This is a genomic window from Halobacillus locisalis, assembly GCF_013694105.1.
Taxonomy (GTDB): Bacteria; Bacillota; Bacilli; order Bacillales; family Halobacillaceae; genus Halobacillus; species Halobacillus locisalis.
Genome location: NZ_JACEFG010000002.1, coordinates 588361 through 607541, shown reverse-complemented (window position 1 = coordinate 607541; position 19181 = coordinate 588361). Strand labels below are relative to the sequence as shown.

18 protein-coding genes are annotated in these 19181 nt (G+C 46.8%); 2 read left to right on the top strand and 16 right to left on the bottom strand.

Annotated features, from left to right (window positions below; genetic code table 11):
• Nucleotides 1-148: 148 nt before the first annotated feature.
• The 9 genes from H0266_RS10155 to H0266_RS10115 form a co-directional block, all read right to left on the bottom strand.
• Nucleotides 149-556: a hypothetical protein gene (locus tag H0266_RS10155; protein ID WP_181472283.1), complete on the bottom strand. Its 408-nt coding sequence runs from the start codon at nucleotides 554-556 to the stop codon at nucleotides 149-151.
• A 131-nt stretch (nucleotides 557-687) separates the two neighbouring features.
• Nucleotides 688-981 carry a four-helix bundle copper-binding protein gene (locus H0266_RS10150; protein ID WP_181472282.1) on the bottom strand — a complete coding sequence of 98 codons (294 nt, stop codon included), beginning with the start codon at nucleotides 979-981 and terminating at the stop codon, nucleotides 688-690.
• Between the two features lie 331 nt (nucleotides 982-1312).
• On the bottom strand, nucleotides 1313-1933 hold the full coding sequence (locus H0266_RS10145) for a thymidine kinase (RefSeq protein ID WP_181472831.1): 621 nt from the start codon (nucleotides 1931-1933) through the stop codon (nucleotides 1313-1315).
• Between the two features lie 316 nt (nucleotides 1934-2249).
• Entirely contained in the window at nucleotides 2250-2495 is a 246-nt protein-coding gene (locus tag H0266_RS10140) for a type B 50S ribosomal protein L31 (protein WP_181472281.1), read from the bottom strand.
• A 168-nt stretch (nucleotides 2496-2663) separates the two neighbouring features.
• Entirely contained in the window at nucleotides 2664-3962 is a 1299-nt protein-coding gene (gene rho / locus H0266_RS10135) for a transcription termination factor Rho (protein WP_181472830.1), read from the bottom strand.
• Between the two features lie 367 nt (nucleotides 3963-4329).
• Entirely contained in the window at nucleotides 4330-5616 is a 1287-nt protein-coding gene (locus tag H0266_RS10130) for a UDP-N-acetylglucosamine 1-carboxyvinyltransferase (protein WP_181472280.1), read from the bottom strand.
• Nucleotides 5617-5684: 68 nt separating this feature from the next.
• A complete protein-coding gene (fsa, locus tag H0266_RS10125) occupies nucleotides 5685-6326 on the bottom strand; it encodes a fructose-6-phosphate aldolase (RefSeq protein WP_181472279.1) in 642 nt (213 codons plus the stop codon).
• Between the two features lie 113 nt (nucleotides 6327-6439).
• Nucleotides 6440-7303, bottom strand: coding sequence for a class II fructose-1,6-bisphosphate aldolase (gene fba, locus H0266_RS10120; RefSeq protein WP_181472278.1), 864 nt, complete (start codon nucleotides 7301-7303; stop codon nucleotides 6440-6442).
• Nucleotides 7304-7461: 158 nt separating this feature from the next.
• Nucleotides 7462-7830, bottom strand: a complete 369-nt coding sequence (locus H0266_RS10115; protein WP_181472277.1) for a response regulator — start codon at nucleotides 7828-7830, stop codon at nucleotides 7462-7464.
• A 270-nt stretch (nucleotides 7831-8100) separates the two neighbouring features.
• On the opposite strand from H0266_RS10115, the gene H0266_RS10110 reads away from it, so the two are divergent.
• Nucleotides 8101-8256 carry a hypothetical protein gene (locus tag H0266_RS10110; RefSeq protein WP_181472276.1) on the top strand — a complete coding sequence of 52 codons (156 nt, stop codon included), beginning with the start codon at nucleotides 8101-8103 and terminating at the stop codon, nucleotides 8254-8256.
• 89 nt (nucleotides 8257-8345) lie between these two features.
• Here H0266_RS10110 and pyrG read toward each other — a convergent pair whose 3' ends face one another.
• Both pyrG and rpoE read right to left on the bottom strand, forming a co-directional pair.
• Nucleotides 8346-9947 carry a CTP synthase gene (gene pyrG / locus H0266_RS10105; RefSeq protein ID WP_181472275.1) on the bottom strand — a complete coding sequence of 534 codons (1602 nt, stop codon included), beginning with the start codon at nucleotides 9945-9947 and terminating at the stop codon, nucleotides 8346-8348.
• A gap of 254 nt (nucleotides 9948-10201) precedes the next feature.
• Complete coding sequence (rpoE, locus tag H0266_RS10100) at nucleotides 10202-10744, bottom strand: DNA-directed RNA polymerase subunit delta (protein ID WP_181472274.1); 543 nt, start codon at nucleotides 10742-10744, stop codon at nucleotides 10202-10204.
• A 256-nt stretch (nucleotides 10745-11000) separates the two neighbouring features.
• Here rpoE and H0266_RS10095 point away from each other — a divergent pair, with 256 nt between their 5' ends.
• Nucleotides 11001-11315: a hypothetical protein gene (locus H0266_RS10095; protein WP_181472273.1), complete on the top strand. Its 315-nt coding sequence runs from the start codon at nucleotides 11001-11003 to the stop codon at nucleotides 11313-11315.
• 380 nt (nucleotides 11316-11695) lie between these two features.
• On the opposite strand, the gene icmF is transcribed toward H0266_RS10095, so the two are convergent.
• The 5 genes from icmF to H0266_RS10070 all read right to left on the bottom strand — a co-directional run bounded on the left by icmF (nucleotide 11696) and on the right by H0266_RS10070 (nucleotide 19176).
• Complete coding sequence (gene icmF / locus H0266_RS10090) at nucleotides 11696-14941, bottom strand: fused isobutyryl-CoA mutase/GTPase IcmF (protein ID WP_181472272.1); 3246 nt, start codon at nucleotides 14939-14941, stop codon at nucleotides 11696-11698.
• A 20-nt stretch (nucleotides 14942-14961) separates the two neighbouring features.
• Nucleotides 14962-15588 carry a TetR/AcrR family transcriptional regulator gene (locus tag H0266_RS10085; RefSeq protein ID WP_181472271.1) on the bottom strand — a complete coding sequence of 209 codons (627 nt, stop codon included), beginning with the start codon at nucleotides 15586-15588 and terminating at the stop codon, nucleotides 14962-14964.
• A 2-nt stretch (nucleotides 15589-15590) separates the two neighbouring features.
• Nucleotides 15591-16529, bottom strand: coding sequence for a methylmalonyl Co-A mutase-associated GTPase MeaB (gene meaB / locus H0266_RS10080; protein WP_181472270.1), 939 nt, complete (start codon nucleotides 16527-16529; stop codon nucleotides 15591-15593).
• Nucleotides 16530-16875: 346 nt separating this feature from the next.
• A complete protein-coding gene (locus tag H0266_RS10075; protein ID WP_181472269.1) occupies nucleotides 16876-18018 on the bottom strand; it encodes an acyl-CoA dehydrogenase in 1143 nt (380 codons plus the stop codon).
• Nucleotides 18019-18030: 12 nt separating this feature from the next.
• Entirely contained in the window at nucleotides 18031-19176 is a 1146-nt protein-coding gene (locus H0266_RS10070; RefSeq protein ID WP_181472268.1) for an acyl-CoA dehydrogenase, read from the bottom strand.
• Nucleotides 19177-19181 lie beyond the last annotated feature (5 nt).

Here is a 19181-nt window from a genome sequence, read left to right as displayed (position 1 = left end):
ATGCACCTCTTTCTCCATAACATTCTAATTATATTATAGAGCAGGCATGGATACAACCGCAGGCTTGAATGTCGAGGCAAAAGCGGCAATGTCCAGGAAAAAAGAGGATACCAGGTACCTGTCTGTATAAGACCGGCACCTGGTATGGTTAACTCACCTTGACACTTACATCGTAACGCGGAACGGCCCTGAATACCACCTGTTTCACTTCCTCTTTCCAATCATCCATCTCTTCTTTTGATAAATCATCGGCTCCATCCACTTTTACAGATACCCATACACGATTCGCTTCCAAAATGACCCGCTTCGTTTCTGCGCCCGGAATTTGGTTGACGGCCTCTTTGATGAGCTTTCGGTCTTGTTTCAATCCCCACGTATCGCCTGGCTCACTCATTAAACGGGGATTCTGAGTTTCATTGGTCACCTTATCGTTCATTCCCATGTTTTCTATGTCATCACGACTCGTTTCTCCTTGATATTTCTCCATCTGTAATCCACAACCAGATAGTAGCATAACGAGGAGAACCGTGATGGTGATGGTGCTTCGTTGTTTCATCGTATTCACCTCTTCTCTTTTTCGTTAGTGTTTCCGAGAGAAAGGTGTTTATGTATGTCGACAAAACAAAGCGATCCCGCCTGTAATCAGACGGGATTGAGGATTTAGTGGATTGTGGATAAGTAAATGGTTTAGATGGTTTCTTTCAGTTGTTTTGGTTGCTGTGTACTATGGTACGCCATGATTTCTTCGCAAAGACGTGCGTATTTCATGCACATGTTATATAAGTCTTCACCGAGCAAGTCGTCGTCCAAAGACGAGCATTCGTCTGCACAATTGTAGCAGACTTCGGCGCATGATTGGCACAGATCCTCTGCCATTACGCTGTTTTTCGTAACGACTTCAACGGCATAGAGATAGGCATCGGAGCACTCTTTAAGTAAGTCGGTTCTCTTTTTAAGGGTTTGTGAGCAAGGGTGAGACATCGCTGTTTCCACCTTTCTTATTTGTTCCTGAGATTCACTCATTCACAAAGGGTGCATGAGACAAGTGTCTAAGAATCAGCTTTCCTTTTATACCTTTAGCATAAACTTTAGGTAGCACATTGAATAGATGATCGAGCGCATTGGGGAACGGGGAGACTCCTGTGGGATTAAAAGGGACAGCTGAGACCCCACAAGACGAAGCCTGAGGAGGCTCAGCGCCCGCCCACGGAAAGCGACTCGTTCCCCATCTCTCCTCCCCCTCAAATAAGCCTTGAAATCATTTTTCATTTTCATAAAAAACGGTAGCCCTGATGAGAGCTACCGTTTGTTGTTATTGTTTTTCAGCGTAGGCTGCTTTCACTTGCTGTTGCCTGGGCTTGTTTGGAACTTTGTGATGGTGACGACATCTCGGCTCGTAAGATTCGGATGCCCCGACTAGGATGATCGGGTCGTCGTAAGAAGCAGGCTCATCATTGATGAGACGCTGTGTTCGGCTGGCAGGTGAGCCACACACCGGACAAATCGCATTCAGCTTCGTTACGTTCTCACTCAGAGCCATCAACGCAGGCATTTTGCCGAACGGCTCACCACGGAAATCTGTATCTAACCCGGCGACGACTACACGAATGCCGCGATCAGCTAAACATTCTACGACTTCAACGATGTGTTCATCAAAAAACTGCACTTCATCAATTCCGACAATATCGACTTCATCATCGACTTCTTGAAGAATATCCAGCGATGCTTTCACCGGGCGCGCCCACACGGATGTTCCGTTATGAGAGACAATCGCATCATCTTTATAACGATTATCGATGGCCGGCTTGTACACACGGACCGTCAAATTCCCGAATGTAGCACGACGAACCCTACGAATCAATTCCTCCGACTTTCCGCTGAACATACTTCCACAAATGACTTCTACCCAACCGCTCTGCTTCATTACATACACGTCCACTGTCGCTCCCTTCTCGCTAACCGCTATCAGCAAAAAAGAGCCCTCCCGATGATTTCGGAACGAATGATCAATCGCTCATGGATCACCAAGGACAGCCCTCCTTCTATTCACCATTTCTCTATTGCTGTCCACATTTACCAAAACTACAAAGTCGCAGGGGATGCCACATCATAGCTTCAATCATGTGGTTTTATATGTGTCACTGTTATTATTCCCTATTTTTTGACAAAAAAACAGGCAAACCATAAAGACAATTTGCCTGTTTTTGTTCAAAATGAAACAGTTTCCATCAAAAGATGGTCTCTGATTATTATGAAAGGTTATATTTTTTCTTGAATCGATCAACACGGCCGCCAGCTTTGTCAGCTTTCTGCTTACCAGTGTAGAACGGGTGTGACTCAGAACTAATTTCTACGCGGATCAATGGATACGTGTTTCCATCTTCCCATTCGATCGTTTCCTCAGAGTACTTAGTAGAACCTGTTAGAAACTTGAAATTAGAACTAGTGTCAAGAAATACAACGTTACGGTATTCTGGATGAATTCCTGATTTCATGTTCTTCCACTCCTTTTTGCCCTGAATCCTTTAGAAACAGAGTTATTGTAAGAGCCGTCGAAGGTTTAAAATAAACACCTTTTACTGAAACTCACATAGAAAGATTATAACAGTCCGAGTTATCCATTGCAACATAACTGGATGAAATAATCTTTCTCCCTTCATATTTTATGAGCGACGAGCTGGTGCCTTCTGCGGCTTCTTGTTCTGCATATCTTTATCCATCATATCGAAAAACTCTTCATTATTTTTGGAGCCTCTTATACGACGCAGGAAGCGATCAGCGAAGTCTGGGGCATCGGACATCGTTTTACGGATGGCCCACACTTTGTCGAGATAAGGTTTCGGCATGAGTAACTCTTCTTTTCTCGTACCAGAACGTAAAACATCGATAGCTGGGAAGATCCGGCGCTCGGCCAAATTGCGATCCAGATGCAGCTCCATATTTCCAGTCCCTTTGAATTCCTCATAAATGACGTCATCCATGCGTGACCCTGTATCGACAAGGGCTGTTGCAAGAATGGTCAAGCTTCCGCCTTCTTCAATGTTACGTGCAGCACCGAAGAATCGTTTCGGGCGGTGGAAAGCGGCTGGGTCGATTCCTCCGGATAATGTACGACCGCTCGGTGGGATGACGAGGTTGTACGCTCTTGCCAAACGAGTGATGCTATCCATCAATACGATGACATCGCGCTTGTGTTCGACTAGACGCATCGCGCGTTCTAAAACAAGTTCAGACACTTTGATATGATTTTCCGGTACTTCGTCAAACGTCGAGCTGACGACATCCACATCCGGGGCTACCGAGCGTTCGATGTCCGTCACTTCTTCCGGACGCTCATCAACAAGTAAGATAATGAGCTTCGAATCCGGGTGATTCGTTGAAATGCTGTTTGCGATTTGCTTAAGCAGCATCGTTTTACCCGCTTTTGGAGGTGCTACGATCAGACCACGCTGACCATACCCGACCGGAGACATGACGTCCATAATTCGTGTAGATAGCTTTTTCGGTTCTGTTTCAAGCTTCATCTGACGGTCTGGATACAACGGCGTCAATGCCGGGAAGTGCACGCGCTCTTTTGCCGAATCCGGATCTTCACCATTGACGGCGTCCACGTGCAGCAAGCCGTAGTAACGTTCGTTTTCCTTCGGCGGGCGGACTTTACCGGAAACCTTGTCGCCATTTCTCAGATCGAACCGGCGGATTTGGGATGCAGAAATGTAAATGTCTTCCGCACTCGGAGAATAGTTGATCGGACGTAAGAATCCGAATCCTTCAGACGGAATGATTTCTAGAATTCCATCCATGAATAAAAAGCCGTCCTTTTCCGCTTGCGCTTTCAGAATGGCAAAAATCAATTCTCGTTTTGTTAGTTTTGCATAATAAGAGACTTTGAATTGTTTCGCTTTTTCATAGAGACCCTTCAAAGTCATTGTCTCAAGATTGGAGATCGTTAAATCTGCCACAAAATCACCACTTTTATAAAATTTCTGTTCAGCCTGAATCAGGCCATATTTCGTTGTAAGCTTGTTATTGTGAAAGTGTTTAATGACTTCTCGTGTGCAATAGAAGAAATGGGAGAAGTAATAGAAGTTATATGTTTGAAGCTTACGAGGATTTAAGGAATACTTTCTTCTATGTCTATCAAACAACCTTTATTGTACTCCTGTCCCCACCGGGTTTCAATCATAATTTAATAAAAAGCCATTTGCAGACAATTGGGGGCGGAGAATCATATAGAAGAAAGCCGGAGTTACCCGGCTTTCCTCCCTATCATAGACAAAACATTACGGTTTCATGACATCATTCGTTTTTCCATAAGACTAGAAGACGTCAGCTGTTTTGGAACTGTTCCACTTCTTCTTCGGACATTTCCTCATACCAGACTTTAGCGCCAAGTTCGATCAATTTGTTGGTAATATTCTCATACCCGCGTTCTATATGATCGACACCTGTAATTTCGGTCACCCCATCTGCCATCAGACCTGCAATGACAAGGGCCGCTCCCGCGCGCAAGTCAGTGGCTTTCACTTTAGCGCCTTGCAGGTTGGATTGACCAGAGACGATCGCTGAACCGCCTTCGACTTTAATCGAAGCATTCATGCGACGGAGCTCATCGACATGCTTGAAGCGAGCTTGATAAATCGTATCGGATACGACACCTGTTCCTTCTGCTTGAGTAAGCAGCGAAGTGAATGGCTGCTGCAAGTCTGTCGGAAAACCAGGATAGACGAGTGTTTTGATATCGACACTCTTCAAATTTTTGCCCGGTCTGACATACAACTGCTCATCGTTCTCTTCAATCGTGACACCCATCTCACGCAGTTTCGCCAAAAGCGATTCTAAGTGTTGAGGAATGACATTATCAATGATCATTTCATCCCCCTGGGCTGCCGCCATGATGGTGTATGTGCCAGCCTCAATACGATCTGGAATAATCGTATGTAGACACCCGTTCAACTGATCGACACCTTCAATTCGGATGACGTCGGTTCCGGCTCCCTTGATTTTGGCTCCCATACTTGTCAGTAAGGTAGCAACATCAATGATTTCCGGTTCTTTCGCCGCGTTTTCAATCACGGTTTTCCCTTTGGCACGGACGGCTGCGAGCATAATATTGATCGTCGCCCCAACACTGACGACATCCAAATAAATGCGGGCGCCACGTAGTTCTTTAGCACGTAAATAAATAGCCCCTTGTTCATTCGTCACTTCCGCACCCAGGGCTTCAAAGCCTTTGATGTGCTGATCGATCGGACGAGGACCTAAATGACAACCTCCAGGTAACCCGATGACCGCCTTATTGAAACGACCAAGCATCGCTCCCATGAAATAATAGGAGGCTCGAAGCTTTTTCACTTTTCCGTTCGGCAATGGCATCGACACCATATTCGAAGGATCGATGTGGATCGTTCTGCCATCTTTCTTGACCTGACCTCCGATTTCTTCGAGCAAATCGGACAAGATACCGACATCAGAAATGTCCGGAAGACCTTCGATCGTGACGGGGGACTCAGCTAAAATAGCTGCTGGCAACAAAGCAACGGCACTGTTCTTGGCACCACTTACACGAACTTGTCCGCGTAAGCGAGTTCCACCTTCCACTAATAATTTATGCATGAAATACTCCTCGCTTTTAGGTAAAGATGATACGCCTAGTATGTGCAATTTTTTCCATTACACTCTACTTATTTTTGATTATTCCAGTCATCGAGGAATTTTTCAATCCCTTGGTCCGTCAAAGGGTGTTTGACGATTTGCTGAAAGATCTTAAACGGTACGGTTGCGATGTGAGCGCCATTGATGGCTGCTTCTGTAACATGGATCGGATGGCGGATCGATGCTGCGATGATTTCTGTATCGATTGCATGTCGATCGAAGATTTCTGCGATTTGGGCGATCAACTCGACTCCGTTATGGCCGATATCATCCAAGCGTCCAAGGAACGGGGAAACATAGGTCGCTCCAGCACGCGCTGCAAGCAAGGCCTGGTTCGCGGAGAAGATCAGCGTGACGTTCGTTTTGATATTCAAATCGCTGAACGCCTTCACGGCTTTCATCCCTTCTAAGGTCATCGGGACTTTCACCGTAATATGAGGAGCGATGGCCGCTAACTCTTTTCCTTCTTCAATCATGCCCTCAGCGTCTTCTGCCACCACTTCAGCACTGACCGAACCGTCGACTTCAGCTGTGATTTCTTTCAGACGATCGTGGAAAGAAACGCCTTCTTTCGCAACAAGACTCGGGTTCGTCGTAACGCCAGATAATACCCCTAACGCGTTCGCTTCACGAATATCTTCAATATTGGCCGTATCAATAAAAAATTTCATCGTTAACACCTCTGTCTAATAATGTAGGTTTTCCATGAAAAAAATCAAATGATGGCGTTTTCATAAACATTCAAAAGGAAACCGCTACTGGGTAACGGCTTCCTTGAAACACTTTATGCTTGTTGAGAAGAACCGAATTCGCGCATTTTGCCGATAACGGTTTGTTTGATTGCTTCACGACCAGGTCCAAGATATTTACGAGGATCGTATTGTTCAGGCTGTTCAGCAAGAACTTCACGTACCGCTTTACCTTGAGCGATCTGGTTTTCCGTGTTTACGTTGATTTTCGCTGTACCGAAAGAAATGGCTTTCTTGATATCAGCTGTAGGGATTCCTGTACCACCGTGAAGAACAAGCGGCTTGTCTACAAGACCCATGATCTCTTCCATACGGTCGAATCCAAGGTTCGGTTCACCTTTGTAAGGACCGTGTACAGAACCTAGAGCTGGTGCAAATACGTCAACGTTTGTTTCGTCAACAAGTTGCTTACACTCAGAAGGGATCGCGTATGCAGCTTCTGCATCGTCTACGATGATGTCGTCTTCTTGTCCACCTACACGGCCAAGTTCTGCTTCAACAGAAACTCCGTGGATGTGAGCCAATTCAACAACTTTTCTCGTAACGGCAATGTTCTCTTCTAGTGGATCGTGAGAAGCGTCGATCATAACAGAAGTGAATCCAGCGTGGATTGCTTCCGCACATTTTTCGAAGCTTGAACCGTGGTCCAAGTGAATCGCTACAGGTACAGTTGTACCATAAGAAGTCATTAGGGCTTTAACCATGTCTACGACTACGTTAAATCCACCCATGTAACGTGCAGCACCTTCGGATACACCAAGGATGACTGGAGACTTCTCTTCTTCAGCAGCCTGAAGAATCGCTTGAGCGTACTCAAGATTATTTAAGTTGAACTGCCCGACACCGTAACGGTTCTCTTTAGCAGTTTCTAGCATTTCTTTCATAGATACTAACGGCATGAAAGATCCTCCTTTAAATGAATAACGTCTATTTGTTACAAGTGCTTTTCACAGAAAAGTACACCATGTAAGTTTAGCTACAGTATTAGAATACCAATACCCTTCCCTTGGTGCAACAACAGCACAAGTATATAGCGCTTTCATTTAAAAAAAGGTTCTCACAGGCTCTTCATAAGCTCTCCAGCAACCAATTCTTTCAATTTATGGATGTCGAAGGGCTTAGTGATCACGGCACGGACGAAAGGATGGTCGATGTCTTTCTCCACCGTTTCTTTCGCCTCACCTGTAATCACGATGACAGGGTGTTTACACCCTCTTTCCCTCATTTTTTCTAAAACTTCTCTTCCGTGCATGACAGGAAGATTGTAATCCATGATCATGAGGTCGATCTCGTTCGTCTCTGCTAAGTCGCAGGCTTGTTTCCCGGTTTTTGCCGATAGAGTTTGATATCCATCACTTTTCAAAATTTCTTCTAACAGTAGGCGGATTCCACTCTGGTCGTCGACAATAAGTATTTGATTCGCCATATCTTTCCTCCTTCCTAGTAAAAATTGAGCTAGTCTCTATTTGTGATTGAATTCCTCTATGTCAAATACACTCTATGAATTACTTTCGATGAAAACTTCTTATCTCCTGCCGTATGTATGTTCTGTTTTGGGATTTTTGGGATTTACTGCTTATTTTGATGGCTGGGTCGGGGTTGAGTGGGTCGAGGTGTCCGAAATTTTGGGGAAATTGTCTGAAATATAGTCGAAGGTGTCCGAATTCAGGCTAGGTGGATGGAGGGTGCGGGGCAATTGTCTGAATTACGTGCGCAGGTGTACGAAATCACAGAGCGCTTGTCCGAATTATGGCCAAATGTCCGATTCACCATGATTCTTGTCCGAAATCGAGGTGAAGGTGTCCGGATTAATGCAGCCTTTGTCCGAATCGGACGGGCAGATGTCCGATAAGCGCCCAAACCTTTTTGCGAGCACCCACCCCCTTATCCAAACACAAAAAAAGACTAAGACACAAAGTCTTAGCCTTTTCACATAAATTATTATTTTTCGTTCATAGTCGCACCGATGAAACCGTGGAACAACTCTTGTGAACGCGTTGGGCGAGACTTGAATTCCGGGTGGAACTGACTCGCAACGAACCATGGATGATTTTCGACTTCGACGATCTCGACCAGGCGTCCGTCTGGGCTTGTACCAGAGAACGTGAAGCCTGCCGCTTCCATTTGTTCGCGGTAATGGTTGTTGAATTCGAAGCGGTGACGGTGACGTTCATAAACCACTTCTTCTCCATACGCTTCCATCGCTTTTGTGCCAGCTTTCAAACGAGAAGGATAGATGCCGAGACGAAGCGTTCCGCCAAGGTCTGATACTTCTTTTTGTTCTGGTAAAAGGTCGATGATCGGGTGTGGTGTCGCAGGGTTGATTTCTGCAGAATGAGCACCTTCCAGCCCTAAGACGTTACGAGCGAATTCGACGGTTGCGAGCTGCATACCTAAGCAGATGCCGAGGAATGGCACTTTGTTTTCACGTGCATAACGGATCGCTTCGATTTTCCCTTCGATTCCACGATCTCCAAAACCTCCAGGTACAAGGATTCCGTCTACGTCCTTCAAGTATTCTTGAACGTTTGTGGACTCAAGCTCTTCCGAGTTCACCCATTTTACATCGATGTCTGCGTTGTAGTCGTATCCGGCGTGCTTCAAAGCTTCGACGACGGAAATATAAGCATCTGGAAGCTCGACATATTTACCGACTAAGGCAATCGTTCTTTTCTCTTCCAAGTTCTTCACTTGATCGATTAACTTGTTCCACTCGGTCATATCCGCTGGTGGACAGTCTAGACCGAAGTGGTCACATGTAATCTGGTCAAGGTTTTGAGCCTGCAAGGTGATCGGAACATTGTACAATGTCTCTGCATCACGTGCTTCAATAACGGATTCCTTTTTAATGTCACCGAACAAAGCAATTTTCTCTTTCATATCTTCAGAAACCGGGCTTTCCGTTCGAAGAACAATCGCATCCGGTTGAATACCTAATGAACGCAATTCTTTTACGCTGTGCTGTGTCGGCTTCGTTTTCATTTCGCCTGCCGCTTTCAAATAAGGAACGAGCGTGCAGTGCAAGTACATGACGTGTTCGCGACCGATATCGCTCTTGATTTGGCGAATCGCTTCTAGGAATGGAAGAGATTCAATATCCCCGACCGTTCCACCGATTTCTGTAATGACGACATCCGCATTCGTTTCGTGGCCGGCACGGAAAACGCGCTCTTTGATTTCATTCGTAATGTGAGGAATGACTTGAACCGTTCCGCCTAAATAATCGCCACGGCGTTCTTTTTTAATGACGTTGGAGTAGACTTTACCCGTCGTCACGTTGCTGAATTTGTTCAAGTTGATATCAATGAAACGCTCGTAGTGACCAAGGTCAAGGTCTGTTTCCGCTCCGTCTTCAGTTACGAATACTTCTCCGTGTTGATACGGGCTCATCGTACCCGGGTCCACGTTGATGTACGGATCGAACTTTTGAATCGTCACTTTCAATCCGCGGTTTTTCAATAGTCGACCTAAGGAAGCGGCCGTTATTCCTTTACCCAAAGATGAAACGACGCCACCTGTTACAAAAATATACTTTGTTGTCACAGTAATCCCTCTTTCTCTACTTTTCTTTATAGTAAAAACATTGGTTAACGTTCTTGGTCGGGGTCTATCTATAACCTGTCCATTCGACAGGGAATGATGAATTTTTCCATCCTTTTCTCCTGTTTTACGTCCGTCATTCCGATACAAAAAACAAAAAACGCTCCCCTGGTCAGGGGAGCGTTCGGATTTCGTTCAGAAATTAAAGAGCCCAAATAAGATTGTACTGATTTGGCTTTTGAAAGTCAACCACGATTTTACTTGTCGTCGTCCTCGTCATCGTCTCCGATGAAGCTGATATCATCTTCGACCATTTCTTCTTCCTCTTCGTCCAAATCGTCATCTTCGTAGTCACCTTCGAAATCATCATCGTCATCCAAATCAAGATCTTCGTCAGTCAGATCGACGTCATCTTCCAAATCATCGTCGTCTGTTGCATCGTAGTCTGATACACCCAGCTCATCTTCAAGCAGCTTGGATGGTTTCTTCTTTTTTTTCTTCTTTTTACGTTTTTGTGGAAGGTTCGCGATTTCCTCTTCCAGTTGCTCGACAGGGTACCAGCTGCGGAGACCCCAACGGTTTGTTCCGATCGTCATGAAACGACCGTCAATGTTCATATCTGTATAGAACTGTGAGATGTATTCTTCCTTCTGCTTGGCAGTAAAACCTTTTACAGAAGCAATACGCTTGAAGATTTCATTGAAATCAATCGCTTCTCTTTCATCTTCCAAAATGATCGTTGCAAGTTCAATCATTGAAATCTCTTCAATTTGCTCTTTGCTTAGTTGTTTTAAGCTCACGATCCAGCACTCCTTTGTATACGCAAGATAGAAAATATGACGTCATAGACATACGAATCACATTTAATCATACCATCCATTATATGATTTGCTCTATCAAAAATCAAATCGATTCATATACCAAAATCAATACCCTAAAAGAATAGAATGTATACGTTATTGCCAAAGTAAGGATAGAGATATGAATTGTTTGGTGTTCCGCCCCTTTTTATATAAACTGAATGTACGTAAGTAAACACGAAGGAGAGACGCGGAAATGAAAACCCACCCGTTTAACTGGATTGCCACCACGATCGCCGTCATCATCGTCGGGATCTGGCTCGTTACCAACTATGGTCTCATTCAATCCACACACCTTAAAGAGGCAACAATCACGGAGAAAACGCACAATGATGATGGTTATTTCGTGATGGTGAATGACAAAAAGCTTCACGTGAAAGATACGAGCACATGGATGCTTCTTGAGACCGACAAAACCTACAATGTCACGTATGAATGGTACGGTATGAAAAAGCCGTATGTAACCGAAATCAATCAAGCTCATGATGACGACCAAGTCGGCGGTCACTAAGAAAGCTCAAAGCGCCTTGCTTCTCTATGAAGCAAGGCGCTTTCTCTATTCATTTGAATTCGTTCGTGTTCGTTGCTGATTTTTTGTCTCTTTCAAATACGGCCTCATTAGCCAGACAAACTCCTCCAAAAGATGTTTGGGTCCTCTTCGAAAGTAAGTGGAGGGTGTGTTGGGAAATAACTCGCTTTCCTGTGGGGGAACCGACGAGCCTCCTCGGTCGTGGGCGCTCCCTGTGGGATTAAGCGGGACAGCTGAGACCCAGCAGAGCTTTAGCTCGAGGAGGCTCAGCGCCCGCCCCACGGAAAGCGACTCGTTCCCCATCCCCCCCGTCACTCACATAAACATATCGAAATCGAGTATTCTACAATCCTGCACTATTCTTACATATTTCTACGATACTGCCCGCCTACTTGGTACAAGGCGTTGGTGATTTGACCGAGACTTGCCACTTTTACGGTTTCCATCAATTCCGCAAAAATATTGCCCCCGCTGGCAGCGACCTGTTTCAAACGATCCAACGCTTGAGTCGTCTTGTCTTCATGAGTACCTTGGAAGCGGCGAAGCTCATTGATTTGGTGCATCTTCTCTTCTTTCGATGCACGGGCAAGCTCCATCGAATCGATTTCCTCTTCTGAAGGTGGATTAGGATTCAAGTAAGTATTCACACCGACGATCGGTAGCTCCCCTGAATGTTTTTTGCCTTCATAATAAAGTGATTCTTCCTGGATTTTTCCTCGCTGGTATTGGCGTTCCATCGCACCGAGCACGCCACCACGATCGTTGATGCGTTCGAACTCTTGTAACACCGCTTCTTCGACAAGGTCTGTCAGCTCGCGGATAATATACGAACCTTGCAAGGAGTTCTCGTTTTTCGTCAGTCCGAATTCTTTGCTGATGATCATCTGAATCGCCATCGCGCGGCGGACGGATTCTTCAGTCGGCGTCGTAATCGCTTCATCGTATGAGTTCGTGTGCAGCGAGTTACAGTTATCTTGAATGGCGATCAAGGCCTGCAGCGTCGTGCGGATATCGTTGAAGTCGATTTCCTGTGCGTGCAGGGAACGGCCGGACGTCTGAATATGGTACTTCAGCTTCTGACTTCGCTCGTTGGCGCCATACTTATTTTTCATGACAATCGCCCAAATCCGTCTCGCTACGCGGCCAAGAACGGTGTATTCCGGATCGAGACCGTTTGAGAAAAAGAATGACAGGTTCGGTGCGAATTTGTTGATATCCATACCTCTGCTCAAGTAATACTCGACGTACGTAAATCCGTTTGCAAGCGTGAAGGCGAGCTGCGTAATCGGGTTCGCTCCCGCTTCGGCAATGTGATAGCCGGAAATGGAAACCGAATAATAGTTGCGCACTTCATGGTCGATGAAGTACTGCTGGATATCTCCCATCATACGGAGTGCGAATTCTGTTGAGAAAATACAAGTGTTCTGACCTTGGTCCTCTTTCAGGATATCGGCCTGCACTGTACCACGCACAACATGAATCGTTTCCTCTTTGATCTTCGCCGCTTCTTCTGCATTCGGCTCCCGTCCATTCTCCTCTTGGAAGCGGGCGAGCTGCTGGTCGATGGCCGTATTGAAGAACATCGCAAGGATAATAGGCGCCGGTCCATTGATGGTCATCGATACTGACGTTGTCGGGTCGACGAGATCGAAGCCGTCATACAGCTTTTTCATATCTTCCAAAGTACAGATATTCACGCCGCTTTCTCCGACTTTACCGTAAATATCCGGGCGCTCATCCGGGTCTTCACCATATAGCGTCACGGAGTCAAAAGCCGTACTCAAGCGCTTGGCATCGTCCCCTTCTGATAAGTAATGGAAACGACGGTTCGTGCGCTCAGGCGTTCCTTCACCGGCAAATTGGCGTTTCGGATCTTCCCCTTTACGTTTGAACGGGAATACGCCTGCCGTGAATGGGAAGGCCCCTGGGACGTTCTCCTTCAATAACCACGTCAAACGGTCGCCCCAATCAGAATACCTCGGCAAAGCGACTTTCGGAACTTTGATCCCTGCCAGGCTCTCTGTATTCAGATCCATCGTAATTTCCTTATCCCGGACTTTGAAGCTATACGTGTCGCCACTATAGCGTTCGTGCAAGCCGTTCCAATCGTCGAGCTTTTCTTTGGCATCCCGATCGATCGACCTTTCGTAATCTTCGATGAGTCGTTCGATACTCGCTTTCGCTTCCTCATCTTCAAGCGCGGACAGCGTCCCTTTCAACTGATACAGCTTACGGGCTTTTTCCGCTTCGTCCTCTGTTTCTTGATGGTAATCCCGGACCGCCAAAGAGATGTCACGCAAGTATTGTTTGCGGTCGTTCGGGATGATGACGTTCTGTTTTTCGACTTTATCAACGCGCTCGAACGATGTTTCATTGTTCCAAGCGAATCGTTCATTCAACTCATCGACAACCGATGCGAATAACGTATTCGTGCCAGGATCATTGAACTGACTGGCGATGGTACCGAAGACAGGGAATTTGGCATCGTCTTCATGGAAGAGCATATGACTGCGCTGGTATTGTTTCTTCACCTGATTGAACGCGTCTTCTGATCCCTTTTGTTCAAACTTGTTGATCACGATGAAGTCAGCGAAGTCGATCATGTCAATTTTCTCAAGCTGAGAAGGAGCTCCGAATTCAGCGGTCATCACATACATCGATAAATCGGTGATATCCGTGATCGCGGCATCCCCTTGCCCGATTCCACTCGTTTCAATAATGATGAAATCGACACCGGCCGCCTTGACTACTTGGATCGCTTCTTCCACCGCGGTGGACAGTTCGGAACGTGCATCCCTCGTAGCTAGCGAGCGCATGTACACGCGAGGATTGAAGATGGCGTTCATGCGAATACGGTCCCCAAGTAACGCGCCACCCGTCTTCCGTTTCGTCGGATCGACAGACAAAATCGCGATTTTCTTGTCCGGGATTTCATTGACGAACCGGCGAATCAATTCATCGGTGAGCGAGCTTTTCCCTGCTCCACCTGTTCCAGTTATCCCGAGCACAGGAATCGTTTTTTCCTGAACCTTCTCAACAGCCGTTTCAAAAGCCGCAACCGCTTCACGCTCTTGTTTCGGTGTATTTTCTACATACGTAATAAAACGCGCGATGGCTTGGTGGTCGCCGTTCGTCAGTTGTTTTACGCCTTCTTCCACTTGAAGCGGCGGAAGAAAATCACATTCTTCGATCATTTGGTTGATCATGCCTTGAAGTCCGTATGTCCGGCCATCTTCAGGTGAGAAGACCCGCGCGACGCCGTATTCATGAAGTTCTTTGATTTCACGAGGGATGATGACACCTCCCCCGCCTCCGTATACGCGGATGTGATCGGCACCTTTTTCTTTCAACAAGTCGACCATGTATTTGAAGTATTCCACATGTCCGCCCTGATAAGATGAAATCGCGATCCCTTGTACGTCTTCCTGAATGGCAGCGTTGACGACTTCTTCTACAGAACGGTTGTGACCGAGGTGGATCACTTCGGCACCTGTCGACTGCAAAATCCGTCTCATGATATTGATGGAAGCATCGTGACCATCAAACAGGCTGGATGACGTGACAAAACGGACGGGGTTTTTAGGCTTATAGACCGTCGGTTGTTCCATAATCAAGCTCCTCCTTTAAATTATCGTTCTTCTTGAAACTCTCCTAAGCCTTCAAGCAGCAATTGAATTTGTAAGTCGGTGTACGTTTCGATGGTAAAAGACCGCTGCAATATCCAGCGTCTGAAGCCCCACATTTGTCCTTGGACGAAAATATTGTTTGCGAGCAGCGTAACTTCCGAATCGGATTTCTGATGTGGCAGGCTGTTGCGAATCACTTCTTCGAGCATCGAGACCATGTCCCGCTCCTTCTGCAATACATAATCCTGCGCATCTCGCGGGAGCGACTTGACCTCTTGATACATGACGAGGACTTCATCCTGCATGTCATCCATCAGCTGGAAATAGGAACGGATCGCATGCACAAGGCTTTGAACCGATGTTTCACGTGGATCAATCGATGCCTCCATACGCGCTTTCACTCGCCTGTAAATCGAGTCACAGACAAGAAACAGGACATCCTCTTTCGTTCGAATATATTCGTAAAGTGTGCCGATACTGAACCCTGACGCTTTCGCAATCTCACGAGTGGTCGTTTTATGGAATCCTTTTTCAATAAAAAGCGTGACCGCACCTTTAATCATCTGATTTCTTCTCTTCAGTACAAGTGCTTCATCTTTTATGGAAGAAGGGACTTCTTTTTTGGCCATCGTCATTCCCCTTTTCTCATCCAATTTTGAAACCACGAGCGGGCCAACTGGTAGGGGTCAGCGTCCGGATTGTGAAAGGCTTCTTGCTTTCGTTGATCCTGCTCGATCTCTGTTCTGACTTCGCGCCAAATCTCTTCACGGATCAAGTCGTACACTTCAAGCTTCAATTGTTGCTCACGTCGTGCACGACCTTGGTTCGTTTCATATAAGTAGGTTTGGTGATCGCTCATTTTCTCCCAAAGTTCCTGCATTCCTTGATTTTCCGTCGAAATAGTAGGGATGATCGGGGGTTGCCATCCTTTGGGTTGAACAATCATCATGTATTCTTCTAACGTCGCTTTCAGTTTTCCGACACCGGGCAGGTCCGCTTTGTTGATAATGAACAAATCGGCAATCTCCATGATCCCGGCTTTGAAAATCTGCAGAACGTCGCCGCTATTCGGTGTAAGGACGAGACCTGTCGTATCGACGGCTTTCATGATGTCGAGCTCGGATTGCCCGACACCGACTGTCTCGACGAGTACGACATCATACCCGTATGCATCACAGACACGAATCGCGTCTTTCGTCGAACGAGCCAATCCACCAAGACTTCCTCTCGTCGCCATGCTCCGTATGAAAATTCCGGGGTCCATGAAGTGTTGATTCATGCGCGTCCGGTCCCCAAGCAGCGATCCGCCGCTGAAGGGACTGGTCGGATCGACGGCGATGACGGCAACCGTCAGATCCAGACGCCGGATATACGTGAGCAAGCGATTGATGAGAGAGCTTTTCCCTGCTCCTGGTGAGCCGGTGATGCCGATATAATGGGCTTGTTTTTGGATAGAAAAAATGTCGCTCATCAATTCCAATTTATCGTCATCGTCGTTCTCGATCAGTGTGATGGCGCGGGCGAGGGCGCGCATGTCTTGGTTTTGGATTCGTTCGGCGAGTGGATGCATCTTCTTTCACCTGCAGCTTTCTATATGTCGTATTCTTTTGCGAGTGGACCGTTTCGTCTTCACTAGGTAGAGGAAGGTGGTTGGGGAAATGAGTCGCTTTCCGCGGGGCGGGCGGTGAGCCTCCTCGGTCGTTCCTCCCTGTGGGGTCTCACCTGTCCCGCTAAATCCCACAGGAGTCTCCCCATTTCCCCAACCACCTTTTTTAAAGTACAGGGACGAAACTTATTTGCGGCTAGTAAACCAGCATTTAAAAGCACCGGAGAAGTTTCACGAGATCTCAGCACTCCCCGCGGAAAGCGAGCTATTTTCCCTGCCCTCTCGTTCCTCCCCCTATTTTTATAGAAACTTAGTCTTTGGTTACCATGCGGCCGATGACGAGGCGTTGGATTTCTTGGGTGCCTTCGTAGATTTGCGTAATTTTCGCATCACGCATGTAGCGTTCGACTGGGTAGTCTTTCGTGTACCCGTAGCCTCCGTGAACTTGGACGGCTTCTGTTGTGATGCGCATTGCGGCGTCGCCGGCAAATAGTTTCGCCATGGCGGAGGCTTTGGAGTATGGAAGGCCTTCGGATTCTAAGTATGCCGCTTGATAGGTCAATAGTCTGCTAGCTTCTATTTCTGTTGCCATGTCAGCCAGTTTGAATGAGATACCTTGCAGCTTGGCAATCGGCTTACCGAACTGTTCGCGTTCTTTCGAGTAGGCTACGGACTCATCAAGTGCACCTTGTGCGATGCCGACCGCTTGGGCAGCAATTCCGTTACGTCCACCATCAAGGGTCATCATCGCAATCTTGAACCCTTCTCCTTCTTCACCGAGCAGGTTCTCTTTCGGAATTTTACAATCTTCGAAAACGAGCTCCGTCGTTGGTGACGAGCGGATTCCGAGCTTCTTCTCTTTTTTACCGAATGTGAATCCTGGTGTTCCTTTTTCTACGATGAAGGCACTGATGCCACGGTTTCCGGCGTCCGGATCTGTTTTGGCAAAAACGACGTAAAGATCGCCCACTCCACCGTTTGTGATCCATACTTTGTTGCCGTTCAGCACATAATGGTCGCCATCGAGCTTGGCTTGCGTTTTCATGGACGATACGTCACTACCTGCGCCAGGCTCAGATAATGCGTAGGCTCCTAGTTTCTCACCTGATGCGAGTTGGGCTAAGAATGTTTTCTTCTGTTCTTCGTTACCGAATTTATAAATCGGCCAGCTAGCCAGTGAAATGTGAGCGGACAGCGTCACGCCTGTCGATGCACACACGCGCGAAAGTTCTTCGACGGCAATGACGTAACTTACGAAGTCCGAACCGATGCCGCTATATTCTTCTGGCCACGGAATACCTGTCAGACCGAGCTCCGCCATTTTGTCAAAAATCTCGCGGTCGAACCGTTCCTCTTCATCACGCTCTGCCGCTGTCGGCTCGACTTCATTTTTTGCAAAGTCGCGGACCATTTTCCTTAGCATTTGCTGCTCTTCTGTTAATGTGAAATTCATAGTGATCCTCCTCTAGTTTCTTATCAATTGGTTGCCGATTACGACGCGTTGGATTTCGCTTGTGCCTTCGTAGATTTCACATACTTTCGCATCTCGGAAAAATCGTTCGACGGCGTAATCTTCGGTATATCCATATCCGCCGTGCACTTGGACCGCTTCGATCGCGTTATTCACGGCGGTTTTCGAAGCGAATAGTTTGGCCATCGAGGCTTCTTTCACACACGGTTTTCCTGCACCGTGCAAGGAAGCGGCGTTATACGTCAAGAGCTTCGAGGACTCGAAAGCCGTTGCCATGTCCGCGAGTTTAAAGGAAATGCCTTGCAGGTTCGCAATCGGCTTTCCGAACTGTTCGCGCTCTTTTGCATAAGCGACGGCATGTTCTAAAGCAGCTTCCGCAATCCCTAGTGATTGAGCGGCAATGCCGATACGCCCGGTATTCAAGTTCGCAAGGGCGATTTTATAGCCTTCGCCTTCTTCGCCGAGACGCTGAGAAACAGGCACTTTACACTGGTCGAAATTCAAGGACACCGTGCTCGATCCGTGCATGCCCATTTTTTTCTCCGCTTTTCCGACCGAAAAGCCTGGCGTATCGCGTTCTATAATGAATGCGCTTAGCCCTTTCCCCGTTGATTCATCTGGATTTGTACGGGCAAACACGATAAATGTATCCGCATTACCGCCATTTGTAATGAATACTTTTTCTCCATTCAATACATAATGATCGCCATCACGCTTCGCTCGTGTTTTCAAGCTTCCGGCATCCGACCCGGCACTCGGTTCCGTCAAGGCAAAAGCACCAAGGTATTCACCAGAAGCAAGTTTAGGGATATATTTTTGTTTCTGTTCTTCTGTTCCGAAATATAAAATCGGATTCGTCCCGACAGACGTGTGGACAGAAAGAATGACACCGACTGTTGCACTGACCTTGGAAAGTTCGTGAATGGCAATGATGTAGGAGGTGTAGTCCATTTCAGCACCGCCGTACTTCTCTGGAATCGGAACTCCCATCAACCCGAGCTCTCCCATTTTCGGGATCAACTCTTCAGGAAAGCGATCTTCCGCTTCCATCCGCTCAACCGCTGGAGCAACTTCTTTTTCCGCAAAGTCACGGACCATCTTTTTCATCATTTCTTGTTCTTCAGTGAGTTGTAAATGCATCGTTG

Bases quoted from the DNA above. Each gene is read 5' to 3' on its own strand.
- H0266_RS10140 (WP_181472281.1), bottom strand. From the start codon at position 2,495: ATGAAATCAGGAATTCATCCAGAATACCGTAACGTTGTATTTCTTGAC.
- H0266_RS10085 (WP_181472271.1), bottom strand. From the start codon at position 15,588: ATGGCCAAAAAAGAAGTCCCTTCTTCCATAAAAGATGAAGCACTTGTA.
- H0266_RS10070 (WP_181472268.1), bottom strand. From the start codon at position 19,176: ATGCATTTACAACTCACTGAAGAACAAGAAATGATGAAAAAGATGGTC.
- H0266_RS10150 (WP_181472282.1), bottom strand. From the start codon at position 981: ATGTCTCACCCTTGCTCACAAACCCTTAAAAAGAGAACCGACTTACTT.
- H0266_RS10115 (WP_181472277.1), bottom strand. From the start codon at position 7,830: ATGGCGAATCAAATACTTATTGTCGACGACCAGAGTGGAATCCGCCTA.
- H0266_RS10095 (WP_181472273.1), top strand. From the start codon at position 11,001: ATGAAAACCCACCCGTTTAACTGGATTGCCACCACGATCGCCGTCATC.
- fsa (WP_181472279.1), bottom strand. From the start codon at position 6,326: ATGAAATTTTTTATTGATACGGCCAATATTGAAGATATTCGTGAAGCG.
- H0266_RS10075 (WP_181472269.1), bottom strand. From the start codon at position 18,018: ATGAATTTCACATTAACAGAAGAGCAGCAAATGCTAAGGAAAATGGTC.
- meaB (WP_181472270.1), bottom strand. From the start codon at position 16,529: ATGCATCCACTCGCCGAACGAATCCAAAACCAAGACATGCGCGCCCTC.
- H0266_RS10155 (WP_181472283.1), bottom strand. From the start codon at position 556: ATGAAACAACGAAGCACCATCACCATCACGGTTCTCCTCGTTATGCTA.
- icmF (WP_181472272.1), bottom strand. From the start codon at position 14,941: ATGGAACAACCGACGGTCTATAAGCCTAAAAACCCCGTCCGTTTTGTC.
- fba (WP_181472278.1), bottom strand. From the start codon at position 7,303: ATGCCGTTAGTATCTATGAAAGAAATGCTAGAAACTGCTAAAGAGAAC.
- H0266_RS10130 (WP_181472280.1), bottom strand. From the start codon at position 5,616: ATGCATAAATTATTAGTGGAAGGTGGAACTCGCTTACGCGGACAAGTT.